This window comes from Rummeliibacillus suwonensis (genome assembly GCF_007896435.1).
Taxonomy (GTDB): domain Bacteria; phylum Bacillota; class Bacilli; order Bacillales_A; family Planococcaceae; genus Rummeliibacillus; species Rummeliibacillus suwonensis.
In genome coordinates this window covers 1,120,447-1,137,529 of record NZ_VCBL01000001.1, presented here as the reverse complement: position 1 = coordinate 1,137,529, position 17,083 = coordinate 1,120,447, and the positions used below count along the sequence as shown (strand labels likewise).

Below are 17,083 nucleotides of genomic sequence, written 5' to 3'. Positions count from 1 at the left end.
GAAAAAGGGCTTTTACAATATTTTTACGGTAAAGCTATCCACCTTGTCCGTATAATTTTACGGTAATTTTCCGTAATCAATCTGATATTACTTGTTGTTTCCGGTAATAATACGGAAATTTTACGGTAAAGTATATTTCCTTGTCCGTACTGCAGACCGTATTACCGGATCATAGAACGGTTAAATTTGCGAAAATTATCCGTACCAGGAGCCGATCTTTATTTTTTATACGTACAGCAAGCCGGTCTAACACCCCGATGTTTAAAAATTGCGTGTATTGTGAATGTGCCTGAAAAAGAAAAATCGAGGTATAGGGCATGGAGTCAGTGCAAATAAAAAAAGACAAGCGCTATGATCCGCTTGCCTTCGTTATCTCTTAATTCCTTCGCGTTCTAACAATCTGTAAATCGTTCCAGTTCCAACTTTGTACGTCTTACGAATATCAGCGATTGAAACGCCGTCTTTGTATGCGTCAATGATCGCCTTCATTCTTACTTCTTCTTCTCCGCCTTTTGTTAGCTTCGTTTGTCTACCTTTGTATTTACCTTTTGCTTTAGCTATTGCAACGCCTTCGGACTGACGCTGCTTTATCATACGGCGTTCGTACTGTGCTAGCCCGCTAAATATCGTAAAGATTAGCTCACTCATCGGATTATCATCGGATAGGTCTAGCCACTTATCCGTAATTGAGCGTAGTCCTACGCCTTTTGATTGGATAACTTCTACTAATTCTATAAGGTCTTTCGTTGAACGCGATAAACGGCTCAGCTCATGTATAACGATAATATCACCAGGTTGTAGCTCATCGAGCATCCTCTGTAACTCCGGTCTATCTGTTGTTGCTCCGCTTATCTTCTCTGTATAGATACGCTCACAGCCTGCGTCCTTTAACGATTTAAGTTGCCGCGCTTCATTTTGCTCTTTGCTACTTACCCGCGCATATCCGATTACCGCCATTTAATTACCGCCCTTCGTTATTGTTACCGTAAGTATAACAATTCAAACGGTAACAATCAAACGGTAATTTAAGAATAGCGTAATATCAACATTTGCAAGCTTGCATTTTCGTTACCGTATAAGTGTACTCTATCGGTAATTATAACCCCCTGAGTTTTGAAGCCGTCCATCCGCCAGTTGCGTCGAGTCGGTGTTTAGCGTCAAGTATCGCGTCTTATGTTACGTAATCTTACGCTACCTTTTCGAGTTTCTTCTATATATTGCGCTGAATAAGGGCTATGTAATGAATCCAAAGTGTTTTAAGGGCACGCGCATAAAAGACATCGAGTAGGTGAATCGCCATATTTCGTGACACTTTCGGACACCCTACGTTATGACTTTCTACTATTATATATCCCGGCATAACTTCGCTGTCACATTATTACAAGTAAAAAGTCCATAAAATATAGTATAATATGTAAGTATTTAAGTATTTAGAAAGATGGTGTTTTAATGAATAATTGCCCTATTTGTAATAGTACAGCTTCCATTAACTCTGCAACTTTTGATGGGATAGAAATTAATTGCCAGAAGTGTGGTAAATTTGCAGTAAGCGATAATTTATTAACGTATATAACTCGTAAAAATAAAATCAAACTTCGAGCTATTCTACGAGAAAGGAACTTAAAGGAACATCAACCTATTACTATTTTGTTAGAAGAACAGGAAACAGAACTTCCTCTTATAAAAACTCCTATAGTTTCATTGGAAAAACTCCTAAATAATTTTCCTACTCAGGTTTCTGAGAGATTAGATAGAATTCTAGTTAATTTATCAAAGTTAAGTGATTTTCCAGGACATGCTATACCATTTCTCCGAGAGGATATTCATCTATTTTTCACTGAAACAGAAAATACTATGGAAGCTTTTTATTTAATGGACCAATTAATTTCTGAAAAATTAATAGAAGGTAATGTAGGCTTCCCTACAAATATAGTAATTACTGCAAAAGGGTGGAATAAGATAGCTGAACTAGAGAGAACAACCACTAATAATAACCAAGTTTTTGTTGCAATGTGGTTCAATCCAGAAGTTGATTCTATTTATGAAAATGCAATAGAAAAAGCAATTAAAGATAACGGTTTTACTCCTATTCGTATTGATAGAGTAGAACATAATAATAAAATTGATGATGAGATTATAGCGAATATTAAAAAGAGTAAGTTTGTTATTGCTGATTTTACGGGTCATCGTGGCGGTGTTTATTTTGAGGCTGGTTATGCAATGGGGAGAGACATCCCTGTTATCTGGACATGTCGCGAAAATGATTTGAAAAACCTACATTTCGACACCAGACAATATAGTCACATTCTTTGGAATGATGAAAAAGACCTTTATAAAATGTTGGACAATCGAATCAAAGCAACAATTCTTTAAGTCTTAATTAAATTGCTTCTCTATAGTAAAAAAAATCGGGTGTAATTGCTGAAATAGCGACTACACCCGTGTGTATTATTACCGTTGTTTCAATCGTTCACGAATAGCCTCGATGTCTATTCCGCTTGTGTCCGACTTGCTTTCCACTTCGACCTTATCCGCAAGTAAGCCGTGTGCCTGCAAGAAAGTTCGTAGCATAGCAGCGTTACCGTCTCGAATGATAATATCCGGTATAGCCTCCATAACCTCCGGCAGACGGTCAATTGTATTAGCGACTATTACACGCTTAAGCTCTTTATTAAAGGCTTCATTCCTTCGCCATCTGTGCAATGTGCGTACATCTACGCCTACTTGATCTGCTATTTGCTCGTAAGTAAAGCCACCACGTTTAGGCGTTGCTAAATACGTAATGGCCGCAATTTGTTTTTCATTAAGTTGTTTCGTCATACCATCGTCTCCTATTCTTATAAAACTCGTCTAATCGCTAGATAATGCTTCGCCCAGTAGCCGGTCATATACGATTCTTCTTTACAACCGCTAGATTGTAAGTTTACGAATTTTCCCGGTGTTGTCACGATACCAACGTGCGAAACGCCTGCTCTATATGTGTTCTTAAAGAATACTAGGTCGCCAGGTTGAGCGCTGAGTTTGCTGACTGGCTTACCTTTCGTAAGTTGCGTAGATGTGCCGTGTCCAATATTTACGCCGATTTTCTTAAAGCAATAATAAGTGAATCCGGAGCAATCGCCACCACCGCTAGCAATGTTTTTGCCTCCAAAGATATAACGTAGCTTGCCTTTAAAGGAGCGCCCTATAGCGACTACTTGATCCGCCTTGCTATACGATGCTTTCGATACGCTACTGCTTGCACTAGATTTTAATTTCGCAAGCACTTTCGACCGTTCACTTGACCAATTAGACGCTTTAGCCCTTGCATCCGAACGCCCTGTGCCTTGTTTTAATATCGACACTTGAATGTTTTTAATTCCGAAGTCGTAAACGCCTTTCGGATTATGTGCTATGTCGATTTTATGCCCTTTAATAGCACCGCCAGTATCCTCAGCTAAATAAATACCGGAATATTGCTTAGCAGAAGGCACATAAACCGCCACGATTGAACCTAGAGGAATAACGCTAGGGTCGACTGCAATCGTTCTACCTTCCTTAACCTTCGTTCCAGATGCCGTGATTCCGGCTTTTGAACCGTTAATACCGCCAAGTTGGTAGGCATATGCGGTAGCCTTCCATCCAGTCTGATAATGAACGGCAGCATACTTGCCAGTTGAAGAAACCCATTTATCAGACGTTTTATTTTCGCTAGGCGCTTCGTAGGACTCCGTAGGTAATTCGATTTTACGTTTAAGCGTCAAGCTGGCCGTATGTGTACCATCGGCATTGAACGTATGAGAGTCAGCGACAATGTAGAAATATCCTTTTCTCGAAGACATAGGCTCCTCTACATATAACCTTCTTCCAGCCGTAAATCCGGTATTTCCGATAACCTCAATGCTAAAATCTTGCGTGCTTACGTTTAATTGCTTTAAGAGTGCGTCTGCTAGCTTTTGTAGCTTCGCCTTATCCTTAATATCCGGCTTATTCTCGTATTCTTGCATTATTCCATATTTTTTAATAGAACTCGCTGACTTAGAGGTAACACTAGCGCTGACTTTCGCTTCGTCTCCGCCAGTCATAGCAACCTTTGTTTTTCTGTCCTCGATGGATTCCGAGTATGATCCGCTAATAATATTCGTAGTTGTCGTAGCTTTGTATTTAAGATTAGCCGTAGATACCTTTGATAGCGTCAATTTCCCTTTATTATTACCCACGACAAAACGCTCACCACCACGTTTCCGCGTTTCAGTGAGCGCTATCGTAATAATATCCGAAGGTGACTTATCTCGGAATACCAATTTAGGTAAAACGATTTTTGTATCAGCGATTGAATCTGTTGGAATGCCATACTTTATCGCGAGAACCTTCAAGATCTGCGATGCAGTCTTATTTTTGAACATATGTGAGCCGGTGGATTTCGAAAGGTAGATGTTAGGGTCATAGGCGGTAAACGATTGTGTACCGTCAGTGCTAATGTCAGTCCTAAACACATATCCACGGAATAACTCTTTCTTATCGCTTGTCCGTTTTAATCGGACTAATGAGCCCGGTGACGGCTTTATCTTACGAGTTTTTCCGTTTTCTGTGTTGGCTAGCGTAAATTCTACTGAGCGGTAAGCCATCTTTGTATCGCCACTCCACGTAATCGACGACCATAAGCCATCTAGCTTGTGAAGCTCCGAGCCAACCGAGCAATATAGAGAAACCTCTGTCATTAAGCACCTCTCATAGCATAGATTTCAGTAGCTAATGCGTTTGCAATCGCTTCAATATCGCTTTCTTGTCGTACATTAAACGTGTTACCCGTGATTGCGATAGCACCAACGCTACCTTTACCACCATTTCCGTTTCTATATTCTTTAGCTTCAGTAGCTGTAAGAACTTTCTCGTCAGCGTGGAGTCTCGCAAAATAATTGTCATACGGAACTCGGTCAAGACCGCCTTTGTGACTATGGCCAGTTAAGTTAAGACCCCCGTAATTCTTCGGCGCATAATTGACCATTGAGCCTAGTTGCGGATTGCTTTTCGATAGCTTTTTAGCTGGCGCTACTTCCGTTGCACCCCAATTTACTTTAGGTATAATCGGGATATTGACGCCAGGAATCTTGTTAATTGTGCCAATAAGCGCATTGATTTTTCCGATTACGCTATTTACTGAGTCTGCTGCGTTTTGTTTAATGGATTTCCAAACGCTTGACCATACTGCTTCTACTTTTTCCCAGTTACGGTATAAAAGCACTCCAACTGCGATTAACCCAGCTATACCGGCCACAACCCACGCAATTGGATTCGCGAGAAGTGCCGCATTCAAATTCCACTGTGCAATAGTAGCGAGTAAAGTCCCCGCACGGTACGCTTTAACTAACGTATTAATCGTGCTGATAATCGTTAAGCCCGTCATGATTCCTTTAAATGCGACCACGGCTACACCTGCTGCGATTAACGGCTCTTTGAGTGACTTCGTAATTGACACAAATTTTGAGAAATTCTGCTGGATTGTTGGCCAATTTGTTTTGATATAATTTCCGAACTTTACGACCTTAGTCGCCGCATCCGAAAGAAAGTCTGAACCTTTTTCTTTGAGCCATGCTAAGCCACCGCTAGACATCCAAGCATTAAGCGCAGATAAAGGCTTTTTCAGCTTGTCCAGTGCTGCAATTCCCATTTGTGCCATTGCGGTTGTTACATTAGATTTCAACATATCCCACTGTGCTGCTGACGATTTATTTACGTCGTTAACGAATTTCTGCGTGTAGCCCATTTTATTGAGCACACTATCAAGCGCCGCGATCTTCTCCGTTGCGGTGTCTGCACCAGCAAAAGCGTTTTTAATCATAGATTTTGGAATATTGAAACGTTCTTGTAATGATACATAATCTGAGCTTAGAGCTTCTCGAATTGCGATGCTCGCCCCCTGCATCCCTTCAAGTTTATTAGAGCTGCCTAGTCGCTCTGTTACGCCTAATAGCTTATTAATTTCTCCGAGGTCTTTCGTAATTGGAAGGAAGGCTTTACCTGCGTTCATAAAGTCAGCGTCGGAGAATACCGAAGCCATTCCCTTTTTCTGCAGCATATCGAATAGCTTGTTAGCTTTTCCAGCGTCATTCACTAAAGCTTTAAGCGTTAGTTTATCAGTTTCCATCTGCATTGCACCAGAGAGTGTAGCCTCGAGAATTTTGGAAACTCCGATTGCACCGCCGATTGCCGTTGCTAATCCTCCTACCGCCGTTACTGCCCGACCGAATCCACTCACTCCGGAATTACTTGCTTTATCCATTGACCGACTATAATTATTGGTCGCTCTGTCAACCCGCTCTATCGTCCTATTAACCTGCATTAGAGGCTTAGTGGCACGGTCTTGTAAAGTCAGTATAGCTTGCAAATTAATCGCCATTATTTCGTTCTCCTTCCTCTGTAATCCGCTCGCACTCTACGCCTGCAGCTTTTATTTTTTGAAATATAAACTCTAGTTCGCGATCATCTTTACTCTCTGCCCAGTGTACAGCGCCTATTGCAATACCTGCTATCAATGATGCGAGTTTGCCTAAAAGTGGATCGTCAGTGAACGTATATAACTCCGATGCCTTTGCGTTGAGCCTTGAGAGCTTAGTTTTGCTAACTTTACCGTTCCGCTCTAAAACTTGGCCGTAAAGCTTTCTAACGTGTGTAATCTTGCTCAACCTACTTTTGGTGGTTCTGTTCATTTGTTAACCTCCCGTTTCGTTATAAAAAAAAATAAAGCGAGCCAACCCGCTAAGGTCAGCCCGCTCAAATGTCTTATACTAAGCCTTTAATGCGTGCGTGAGCTTGTTCTTGTTGCAGTTCTAGTGTGTATTCACCTACGATAAATCCTGCTTGCTTATCTCCCACGATTCCTTGCTCAACGTGCGTAAAGCCTCGGTCGTTAAGAGGTCGGATTTTAATACGGTCTGTATCTACGAATACAACCTCATCGTTTTTCAGGTTGTTGTTAAGGATGATTGGGAATTGGCCGAAGTCGGTAACAAGCATATCAACCTTTTGACCGCGCGATGTCTCGCCTTGTGTAATTCGTAGCTTATCGTTTTGTAAGTCTGAGATAGCAACTTTTTGCTTCGCTGGCACTAGGAATGCATAATTACCGCCATTCGCAAAGCCGCCTTTCTCGAAAATGCTCTTAGTAACGTCTCTCAGCATATTAATTGAAACTGCTTGTCCTGCACCTGATACTACGTTTGTGCTGATAAATTGGCGTAAGCCTGCCATTTGTCGTACTTTACCGTTATCGTATTTGTGGCCTGTGATGAGCGCTTTTTCAAGCTGTAGCGCTAATTCAAGTTGTTTTTTAGCTTTTTCATAAGCGTATAGGTCGCTTACTCCGTATTGGTCAACGGATAGAGCTGATCCGGATACCTCAATGCTATCCATAAAGATTTGCGTATAGTTTTCTTTACGTTGGCGTGCTTTGTAACGAGCTTTCTGAGCGTCCTGACCTTCTTCTCCTTCAACGAATTGGAATTCTATTTCCGCACCGTTATCTGCAGCTTGTGGAGTAGACCCAGCGTAGCCACGCATAATGGTTAATGTTTTAGTTGATTCGTCAATCGCCGTAACTTTAACTAACTCCTCGTCGATTTGAGCTACTGCGTTAAGCACGAAAGGCTCTATGCTAGCGACTTTTGCCGTTGTAGCAACGTCTGTCAGCGCTGCAGTTAGCGTTGTTGAAGTCGCGAACATCTCATCTTCGTACCAAACATGCGTTGTATTAGTTGCTGGCGGCGCGAAGCCTACCAGGTTTAAAAGTGGCGTTTGATTTGGATTTAACAATAAAATTTCGTCTGTTACCGATTCTTTTTTACCTTGTAGATTGTAAGAAGTAGTAGTTGCTGACATTAAATTTCCCCATTTCCCGCGCTCATGGCGCTATATAGTGTTTTTATTGCATATAAAAAAAGCCGAACGATTTCGCTCGACTCATCTACCGTTTTAATTGCTTTTTTAACTTTCCATACGCTACGATGTCTGCCTGTGAACCCGTTTTTTTAGCTTTATCTGCAGCATCTTTTAGCAATCGCTCGGCTGACCTGTCCGGTGGTGTATAGCCATTTGTGGGCTCGCCAATAGGCTTTGGTTGAGGCTTTGGCTTTTCTTCTTGCTGTGTCTTTAATGCCTCTATTTCCTCACGCATTGACTGCATCTCAGCCTCATGCTTTGCGGTAACTTCAGCGACCGGATCTTTTGCGTCGCTTGCTTCTGATTCCATAGCTTCATACTCCGCAACTTTTGCCTTTAATTCCTCGTAATCCGCATATTCCCGTTTAACATTTGCTACTTCCCGTCCGATTGCCTTATCTATATCAGATTGCGTGAATGTTTTTTCTTCGGTTGGTTTTTGTTCATCCATTTTCATCTCTCCTTATCGGCATTTTTGGGCAGCGAATTTTAAAAATTCTGTTCTGCTATCGTGCTTATTTTTATTCTTTTGGGTATCTTCCTTTGCTTTTGGTTTGGGCAATATTACCCTTTTGTAGCCCTTCATCGGCATGAGACTCACCCCCTTTTGTTAATGTTTAGGACACTCAAAAAGACAATAAGGATAAATACTACTCTCCTCATATTTGCGCCTTAAAACAGACGCCACAAAGCCGGTAAAATCAACGTTTTAGAATCCCTAACCATTAACATTTGCTCTCGACTTTGCCATACCTTCACGCGACCTTTTACGTGCTTGATCCGCTTGGCATACTGGACAATATTTTTGGCGATTGCTTTTGCGTTTATATGGCTTTTTGCAGCGTTCGCAAGTATTTAGGATGATCTCAGCGCCTTGTTTACCTTGCATATACAGCGCTTGGATGTGCTCATCGCCTGGGAGTACGGAAGTTTCTGCGTAATTACAACGTGAATTCAAACTAAAAAAGAGCGGGCATATGTGGCTACCACTCTCAAAAGTCTGCAATAAACATTGACCGTTTGCGTCGTAATTGGCGCAATTCTTTTCGATGTAACGTGCTACGGCGTTTCTAGCCATTTTTATATAATCTTCCCCCTTGAAATTCGGCTAAATTTGTGATAAAGTTGTATCTTGGATAAGACTATTCACTTTCTCATATTTACGTAAAAAAAGAAGAAAGCCATCGTCTAGCGAAAAACGCCTTGCGATAGCAGACTGAAAACGTGGAGAAATGGTTCGAGCTCCCGTCTCAGCCATGCTAAGCGCAGTGATACTATACCCAATTTCTGATGCGAATTGTTCTTGTGTCATACCATTGTAGAGGCGTAGCGCTTTAATCGTGTTATTTAACATATACTTTCACAACCTTTCTTCAATTAATTTTACATACAGCCTAAATAAAAAAAGGCGAATTGGTATCGCCGTATCTATATATAGCCGAGATGGTCGCACCTAAATAGTCTCAACATAAAAGAATCCACGACCTGCTTTTTCTGCTCGAATACGTTCCTCTGCAAGCTTAGTCGCTCCATAGGTTTCAAGTAAATGCTTTTCAATTTCTTCGCGTGATTTCCTTATAACAGTTGTCTTACTCTTAACTTTCTCACTGTGATTATTCAAACGCACTGCAATTTTCGTTACTTTTTCCGTTCCATTATAATTGATAGCTTGCGTTTTCTTCTTTTTTCCGCCCATTTTCACGTTTAATTGGTGACGGGCAATAGCGACCTCTAAATCATCCCCATAAGAATAACACCCACGCTTACGATCGTATTCAAACATGCGGTATTCATTAGTCCAGCACGGATATTCACCGTCAAGATAGTATAAATCTTTGTATGTCGGGCGTTTTTGCTTGCCTGCATTGCGGATTTGTCTGCGATAATGTTTAAGCACAATATCTTTACCTTGTTTGCATTCAGACGAGCATACATGACTACTGTTATTTTTCGTAATATCCCAATAAAAGTAACCGCAGAAATGGCAACGTTTGATACGTTTAAACTCCTCGAAATCACCGTAAATTATATCCCCAGCAACCTCTATCGCTATACCGTTGTATTCCATGCGTGAACCTATGTTATTAATTCCGCCATTTGCTCTAAACATATCCGCAATTTCGTAATAATCTCCAGTGGTCAATTTAATGCGATAATTCTCTTTACTTACTAGGAAGTTATATTCCTCTAAAATCATCTTCGCAAACTTTACCGCACCTGCACCCGGCTCTTCTGTTAAAGCTGTTCTTAATACATCACCTTTTTTAAATACTACTTTAGTCTTTGCGTTCTCAATCGTCATCGTCGTCATCTAATACCCTCCAATTTTATGTGGTTAATATTTGATACCACAAATGTATTTCTTTTCACTTTGTTACTTTCTTTTGCAGCAATAGATAATATAAATAACGCTTATCGCTATCTGCGTTTATTAGCTTTAGCTAATGGACGCTATCTTTTGTAAATCTTAGTACGTAAATCTCGGTAGTAAATCTTAATACGGTAACAACTAGTAACCGCGCTATACTAACTATTGGCACTCTCAAATATCTCTTGTACTCTTGCACGGTAATCCGCTAGTCTTTCATGGCGTTTAACTTTGTCTTTAGCACGGGATTCCTCGAATTTTAACCGATATTCTACTGCCTCCGGGAATCGTTGTTCAAACTCCTCGCGATTAGCGATCGGCTTTTTAAAGACATAAATGTTATTACCGTAGTCAGTGTTATAAATCGCCTGAATCAATTCGAGTTCCTCTAAGATCGCTAATGCACGAATGACACTTTGGCGACTTAAAAACGTTTCATCTGCTATTAAATCTTGCGTAGGAAAGGCGTATTTAAAACTATCGTTATATTTATCTAGTAGATGCAGATAAACGCGCTCACATTTGCCGTCAAACTTAGGATGTCCGGTATAAATTTTTAAAACTTCGTTAGGCATCGCCGTAAAGCCCAGTACATTTTTAAATGGTAAAGCTTTATTAACCTGTTTCGTTTCATTCATCATCATCGTCATCATCCTTTTCGTTTTATTTCAATGTGTCACGCGACACATTAATACAGAAACAATTCCTTCGTTAAGTCACATTTCCTTAATTCGTCTACTATTTCTTCTTGTTCCATCTCCTTAAATCTATTAAACCGAATGAAACCCTCCCACTCTTCCAGCGCTTTATATATTTTCCAAGCCTTTGTATCTCCATTCTTGTTTTTTAGTGCGTAATCAAACATAAATCTTACGTCATCTACTGATATTTCAGAGTAGTTTGCACCCATCTCCAACGCAATGCTCACTGCAATAAAAGCAGACTGTTGAATACTTTCTCTTTGTTTAATTTCTTCTGGAAATGCTAAAAACGATAACCAATATAGTTCACTCCTAATTAGCAGGTACTTAAATTTCGATAAATAATTTTCTATGTCCTTAACGCTTATTTTTTCTTTATCTTTGAAATAGAACATCAATAGTCTTTGAATATACTCAAATGAATCCTCCGTACCATGTAGAAACCGACAAACTTCCATTAATCTGCAAATATCGTTTTTAGCAGTTAAAATTTTCTTTGCATGACCTTCCGCAAGACGCCCTTCCGCTATCCAATCTTGAATTTCCGGTGATAAATTTAGTAGACGCAACTTTGTCGTTATATATGTACGTCCCTTACTAACCTTTTGAGCGATTTGTTCATGTGTGAAGCCCATTTCTACGTATTTCATAAATGCCTGCGCTTCTTCAATTGGTGAAAGTTGCTCACGTTGAATATTTTCAATTACAGCTAAATGAAAAGCATCTACATCGTTCATTTCACGTATATTAACAGGTACTTCGCTCAATCCTGCCATTTTAGATGCCCTATATCGTCGTTCACCTTGCACTATTTCATATTTATCTCCCAGTGGCCGAACCATTATCGGTGTCATTAATCCGTCATTTTTAATTGATTCAGCTAACTCCGCAAGTGCTTTGTCATCGAAATACTCTCGCGGCTGATTTGGGTTTGTAATAATTTCGCTGATTTTAATTTTCGTCATCTTCATCATCCTTCCGATTATTTTCTTAATTTTTTACGCCAGTTACTCAATGCTTCCGTAAGCTCACGGCTGCATTTATGTCCACCTAACTGCGCGATTACTAATGCGAAAAGATGTATCGCTCATGTTCGGGTAAACTTTCGATATTTCCAATTAGATGTGGTTGTTGATTCATTTGAATGACCTCCTATTATTTTGTTTAGTCGATACGCTAGTTAACACCTTACACCTTGTATAGACACTAAAGTGATAAAAAATGGACCATAAATCTAAAACTATCTAAAACTTTTTTTTGCTTCCAATATATATCCGCACTAAAACCATTAAAAATGGACCACTTTTTCGTATTTTTTTATCTTCCTATCTTATACACACAGTAAAAGGAACCAAATTGCCCACTAAAATTTATTTTTTTAATCGTCTTACACTTTTTAGTACGTAAAAACTTTTTCTTTCGCACACTTTTCTGCAATCTTTTTATCTACTTATTACTTCTTATACAAATTACATTGGAAAGTGGGCAGGTTTTTGGCCAAAAAGTTAAAAAAAAATAAAAAAAAGCGTTGGTAGCTAACCTTCGCTTTTTCTTTTTGTATTCTCGTTATTTAAAGCTTTAAGCCTCTTTCGTGCCTCAAGCCGTGTTATTATAGGCTCAGTAGTTTGGCGCCTACTGAATTGCGTTTGATAAGCCTTTGCCGAGGCTAATCGCTTAAGTCGCTTTGCCATCGCGACTGACTACCTACTTTGCTTTAGATTATTCCCGTAACCCTCCGCACGACTAGCGTTATGCCATCCGTTTGCTCCACTAGAATCCGTCTAGTAGCGCTCGTTCATAAATAAGCACACGTTGACTATAGTTATTTACTCGTAGGATACGCCGTGTATATCCGCAAAAATTTATTACTATGCTGCAAAGAGACGTTTTTTATTTGATACGTCAATCTTCAAGCAACCTAAGCGAGATTTGCGTGATACTCCCGGGCAAAGTTCTGCGAATTGTTCCGGAGTTACGTTGATTACTTCACCAGTTTGAACGTTATAAATGTTGTACCATCCTACGATTGTTTTTACGTATTTGATTTGCATATTATTTCCTCCTTATTATCGAACACGTTCCGTAGTCACCTGGGTATAAATTATCGACGTGTTCTATATACTTATAATACACCGACTACGTTCCGTTGTCAACTACATTCCGTAGTTTTTTTAAAATTTTTATTATATAATTTAGGAAAACATTAGGGGGCTTTCTTATGCGTGTTAAATCAAATTTGAAAAACATTTTAGATCGTAGAGGTATTTCTATTCGGGAGTGTGCTCGAATGGCTGATTTACCTGTTGAGACTGTAAGACGACTATATAACGATGAAACTAAGCAGTATCAGCGTGATTCAATCGGAGCTTTGTGCGAAGCGCTTGACGTCGAGATAAGTGATTTACTTGTATTAGAAAAGCCTCCCAAATAAATGGTAGGCTTTTATAGATTATTTACTTTTAGAAAAATTTTCATCTAGTTTTATATTATTAATAATTTCTTTAGTAAAAGTTAAATCTTTATTATCTAATAGTATATATCTAGGTACTAATATCTTCTTCTTACGATTAAAAGGTGCAACCAATGAATTATCATCTTCACGTAGTATTACGATATATTCTTTATCATTATTAGTTGCAATAGTATATGTATTTTCAATATTCGCTTTACCCAATCCTACAAAATAACTAATTTGCCCTAATAAATATATACTGAATATTATCATTGTATAGAATAAAATAGGTTTATCTTTTAGTAATTTGTGTTCTTGTTTAATATGTTTAGTGAATGAATTACTATATAAGCCTATAATCTGCGTTAAAAATAAAAATATCGGTCCAAATACCGTTATTATCAATAGAATAGTATTAATTGTTGTATCAGGCATAAATTCTTCGGGGACTCTATAATGCTCGAAATATCCTTTTTGAAAATAATATGCCATAGTATAACCAACTATTGTAATATATCCGATAATATATGCAGAATCTGTTGTAAATAAAAATCTATGATTATCTTTTTCTTGCATTACTTTCACCCCTACTAAATAATTATAATAGTATAGTACCATTTTTAGTTATAGTATTGCTAGGGATTATCAGCTTGCTTTTTCTTTTGAATTTTGGCACAAACCGGAATAGGAGCGGCTAGGCTCGGCGCAAAGTTGTCTGCCTAAGTTCGCGGTAGAAAATATTAATCTACTACAAACAAGACAGACAACGCTATTTCACAAACCATCACAGTGTGCGGTGAGTATCGTATGCTCCTATCAGTTGCGGATTTTTCAATCCAACGTACCTACTACACTACTACTGCCCCCGTGAGTTTCATGTTTTCATATATTGCGATCATGCTTTATATGATTAATGTATATCCGACAAATGCGGAGCTCTACAAAAACACCTCTATGGTACGTCCTACGACGCCCGTAAGCGTCCAGTCCTTCCACTCCTAACCGTTATGGCCGTTAGCGCCATTCAGCTACAAACGTGATAGGAAACGTTTATATGTAGCTTAGACGTTTATTTGCAGTGGAAACGTCATAACCTGACCATTTTCATTTTACGTCCTGTTATTGGGCAACCAAGACGGAGTCTCTTAAAAAAGACAATAGCAAACTAGACCTTTGACATTCTAATTTTTTTAAATTAAAATGAAGGCATATAAGATACTCATATTTAGTTTTTATTGGTGTATAAGCTAATTGAGTAGCTAAGGACTGGCGGAGCTAACGCTTGTCCTTTTTTTATTTGTCTAAATGCTGTAACGGCGAGTGTTGACGGTATTTCTGCATTAATTCTTTTTCTGCAAAATCTAAATAAATACTGGCTGTGACCTCAACGCTTGAATGTCCGAGCAACCGAGATAACGTAGCTAAATCTCCGCCATTTATCAGATAGCGCTTGGCAAAGTTATTTCTAAGCAAATGCGGAGTTACTTGTAAGCCAACGTCACGCGCTCTTAATCTGAATGAACGCTCGACGCCTTCGATTCTTACGCGATTTCCTCGCAAAGTTGGAAATGTATATTCAGAATTCGTATAGCGATCCTTGTAGTTAAACCACGACTTTAATAGTCGCCGCATAATGTCGCTAAAGTAAACGAAACGCTCTTTACCATTCTTTGTCTCACGTAAAAGTAGCGCATTATTTCGTAGGTCGTAATCCGCATCTACTGTCGCAGATAATTCGTTAATACGTGCACCGCAATCGAATATCAGTTGCGCCATTATCCAGTCTCGATATTGGTCGAACTTCGTTACTTCAAAAGCGCGAAAGAACTGTTTTATCTCTTTATCTTCGAGCAAATGCTTAACCTTTCGCTGCGGCTTAATCGCTTTAACTTCCTTCATCGGATTTTTACGAATATAGCGTTCTTGGTACATATAACTGTAGTAAGCCTTTATATTACGTACATAATTGGCGATAGTAGTCTTTGAAATTTGCTTACCGTAGTCTTGTCGACGTTCCGGATAGTTCTTCGGATTACCACTCGCAGATATTTCGTACTTTCCACGTTCTTCTAAATCGCATATATATGACCGCAAATGCTCAGCGCCTACTTTCTTCGAATCCGTAATTTCGAATTTTTCTTCTAAGTAGCGAGCAAATAATCTTAACGTTTGTTCATACGATTTTAACGTTTTTGCAGATAAGCCTTTCGCAGAACAATCGAGCATATAACGGTCAATATCTAGTTCAAATCCCGTTATTTTCACAACAAAAAAGCGCCTCCTCCTACGATCGAATAAATCGTAAAAGCAGGCGCTCTTAACTAGCGCGAGTTTATCGTTATATATAATAAGTTTATCGGGTATAATTCCGTGAAGCTTACGTGAGAAACTGCGTCATATCAGCATTAAACCGCAACCATCTCAATCCGAATCTTATCCGCGATCATGGCGATGAATTCTGAATTAGTCGGTTTTGATTTTAGATGATGGACAGTGTAGCCGAACATTTTCGAGATAGATTCGTAGTTTCCACGATTCCATGCGACTTCGATGGCATGGCGAATGGCACGCTCTACTCTTGAAGGTGTGGTATCGAATTTTTTGGCGATGTCCGGATATAGAACCTTTGTGATAGAACCCAGTAATTCTACGTCAAGATAGACCATTTGGATGGCTTCACGGAGATACGCATATCCCTTAATGTGAGCAGGTACACCAATTTCTTTGATAATGGCTGTGATGGTCGCATCTAGCTGACGTTGATCCAATTTTTGTGGTTTGGAACCTTGTAAGATACTGACACGTTTTTGTTTTTCAACTTTTTTACCAGCACATTGTAAAATTTTCAAAGCTAAACGGTCAAATTCAAATGGTTTTAACATAAAGTAAGAAGCACCTAGTTCAACTGCTTGTTTCATGACATCTTCTTGGCCAAAAGCGGTTAGCATAATGACTTGGACATTACTAAATTGGGGATTTTCATGCATCGTTTCAAGAACTGCTAATCCATCAAGATGTGGCATAATAATATCTAATAACAGAACATCTGGTACATGCTCTTCTAACATTTTCAAACATTGTTTACCATTTGTTGCTGTACTAATTACCTCAATCTCTCCATGATTTGATAAATATTCTTCCATCATTTTTACCAATTCACTATTATCATCCACAATTGCAACTTTGACTTTCTCCATTCGACTTCCTCCTTTATCATGCACTTCCTAAATTGAGATCAAAACCTGAGTTTACTCTAAATGTAGACACACTTTTGATACAAATGGGATTATTCGACAACTTTAAGTCAAGCCCTTCCAAATTTAAAAAAATGAGTATGTTGTAATAGAAATTTCTTCAAATTCGACAAAAATGTATATATTATTTACATGTTAATTGTAACAAATAATCCAAAGAAAAAGAATGCTAGAAGAAAACAGTTGAATAACTATTTTAAAACCCTACAAATATCGAACTTTAAAGTACAATTTCACCTAATGAAGATTTTCTTCGTCCCTCCCCTCACTAGATGTTAGTTTTAAACCTATCGAGCAATTGATCGTCACATATACCCTTTACTCGAGTCTTGAGGGTGAAATTCTATCGCTTTTTGAAAATGAAATGAAATCCTCTATAAGCAAACAAAGA

Annotated in this window: 18 protein-coding genes; 2 read left to right on the top strand and 16 right to left on the bottom strand. The window is 39.0% G+C overall.

The window, feature by feature from the left end; genetic code table 11:
- Positions 1-369: 369 nt before the first annotated feature.
- The gene (locus FEU33_RS05335) at positions 370-957 is read right to left on the bottom strand and encodes a recombinase family protein (RefSeq protein ID WP_146548379.1); all 588 of its coding nucleotides are present in this window, start codon (positions 955-957) and stop codon (positions 370-372) included.
- A gap of 492 nt (positions 958-1,449) precedes the next feature.
- Here FEU33_RS05335 and FEU33_RS05330 point away from each other — a divergent pair, with 492 nt between their 5' ends.
- Positions 1,450-2,373, top strand: coding sequence for a TIR domain-containing protein (locus tag FEU33_RS05330; RefSeq protein ID WP_146548378.1), 924 nt, complete (start codon positions 1,450-1,452; stop codon positions 2,371-2,373).
- 78 nt (positions 2,374-2,451) lie between these two features.
- Here the strand turns inward: FEU33_RS05330 and FEU33_RS05325 are convergent, their stop codons facing one another.
- The 12 genes from FEU33_RS05325 to FEU33_RS05270 form a co-directional block, all read right to left on the bottom strand.
- Positions 2,452-2,820, bottom strand: a complete 369-nt coding sequence (locus FEU33_RS05325) for a phBC6A51 family helix-turn-helix protein (RefSeq protein WP_146548377.1) — start codon at positions 2,818-2,820, stop codon at positions 2,452-2,454.
- 17 nt (positions 2,821-2,837) lie between these two features.
- On the bottom strand, positions 2,838-4,700 hold the full coding sequence (locus FEU33_RS05320) for an XkdQ/YqbQ family protein (RefSeq protein WP_146548376.1): 1,863 nt from the start codon (positions 4,698-4,700) through the stop codon (positions 2,838-2,840).
- Positions 4,700-6,379: a phage tail tape measure protein gene (locus FEU33_RS05315; protein WP_146548375.1), complete on the bottom strand. Its 1,680-nt coding sequence runs from the start codon at positions 6,377-6,379 to the stop codon at positions 4,700-4,702. The genes FEU33_RS05320 and FEU33_RS05315 overlap by 1 nt, the downstream gene beginning before the upstream one ends.
- Entirely contained in the window at positions 6,369-6,689 is a 321-nt protein-coding gene (locus FEU33_RS05310) for a hypothetical protein (protein ID WP_146548374.1), read from the bottom strand. Before FEU33_RS05310 ends, FEU33_RS05315 begins: the two co-directional genes overlap by 11 nt.
- Positions 6,690-6,762: 73 nt before the next feature.
- A complete protein-coding gene (locus FEU33_RS05305; protein ID WP_146548373.1) occupies positions 6,763-7,857 on the bottom strand; it encodes an SU10 major capsid protein in 1,095 nt (364 codons plus the stop codon).
- Positions 7,858-7,942: 85 nt separating this feature from the next.
- A complete protein-coding gene (locus FEU33_RS05300; protein ID WP_146548372.1) occupies positions 7,943-8,368 on the bottom strand; it encodes a hypothetical protein in 426 nt (141 codons plus the stop codon).
- A gap of 267 nt (positions 8,369-8,635) precedes the next feature.
- Positions 8,636-8,995, bottom strand: a complete 360-nt coding sequence (locus FEU33_RS19390) for a cysteine-rich VLP protein (protein ID WP_146548371.1) — start codon at positions 8,993-8,995, stop codon at positions 8,636-8,638.
- Positions 8,996-9,025: 30 nt separating this feature from the next.
- On the bottom strand, positions 9,026-9,271 hold the full coding sequence (locus FEU33_RS05290; protein ID WP_146548370.1) for a helix-turn-helix transcriptional regulator: 246 nt from the start codon (positions 9,269-9,271) through the stop codon (positions 9,026-9,028).
- Positions 9,272-9,370: 99 nt separating this feature from the next.
- Entirely contained in the window at positions 9,371-10,228 is an 858-nt protein-coding gene (locus FEU33_RS05285; RefSeq protein ID WP_146548369.1) for a hypothetical protein, read from the bottom strand.
- Between the two features lie 215 nt (positions 10,229-10,443).
- Entirely contained in the window at positions 10,444-10,926 is a 483-nt protein-coding gene (locus FEU33_RS05280) for a helix-turn-helix domain-containing protein (protein WP_186731320.1), read from the bottom strand.
- A 47-nt stretch (positions 10,927-10,973) separates the two neighbouring features.
- Positions 10,974-11,951, bottom strand: coding sequence for a ParB/RepB/Spo0J family partition protein (locus FEU33_RS05275; protein ID WP_186731319.1), 978 nt, complete (start codon positions 11,949-11,951; stop codon positions 10,974-10,976).
- 903 nt (positions 11,952-12,854) lie between these two features.
- Positions 12,855-13,037 carry a hypothetical protein gene (locus FEU33_RS05270; protein WP_146548366.1) on the bottom strand — a complete coding sequence of 61 codons (183 nt, stop codon included), beginning with the start codon at positions 13,035-13,037 and terminating at the stop codon, positions 12,855-12,857.
- Positions 13,038-13,204: 167 nt separating this feature from the next.
- Between FEU33_RS05270 and FEU33_RS05265 the strand changes: the two genes are divergently transcribed.
- Positions 13,205-13,417 carry a helix-turn-helix domain-containing protein gene (locus tag FEU33_RS05265; protein ID WP_146548365.1) on the top strand — a complete coding sequence of 71 codons (213 nt, stop codon included), beginning with the start codon at positions 13,205-13,207 and terminating at the stop codon, positions 13,415-13,417.
- Between the two features lie 18 nt (positions 13,418-13,435).
- On the opposite strand, the gene FEU33_RS05260 is transcribed toward FEU33_RS05265, so the two are convergent.
- The 3 genes from FEU33_RS05260 to spo0A form a co-directional block, all read right to left on the bottom strand.
- On the bottom strand, positions 13,436-14,014 hold the full coding sequence (locus tag FEU33_RS05260) for a hypothetical protein (RefSeq protein ID WP_146548364.1): 579 nt from the start codon (positions 14,012-14,014) through the stop codon (positions 13,436-13,438).
- 717 nt (positions 14,015-14,731) lie between these two features.
- Entirely contained in the window at positions 14,732-15,703 is a 972-nt protein-coding gene (locus tag FEU33_RS05255) for a tyrosine-type recombinase/integrase (protein ID WP_244950974.1), read from the bottom strand.
- 140 nt (positions 15,704-15,843) lie between these two features.
- Complete coding sequence (gene spo0A / locus FEU33_RS05250) at positions 15,844-16,635, bottom strand: sporulation transcription factor Spo0A (RefSeq protein ID WP_146548363.1); 792 nt, start codon at positions 16,633-16,635, stop codon at positions 15,844-15,846.
- Positions 16,636-17,083 lie beyond the last annotated feature (448 nt).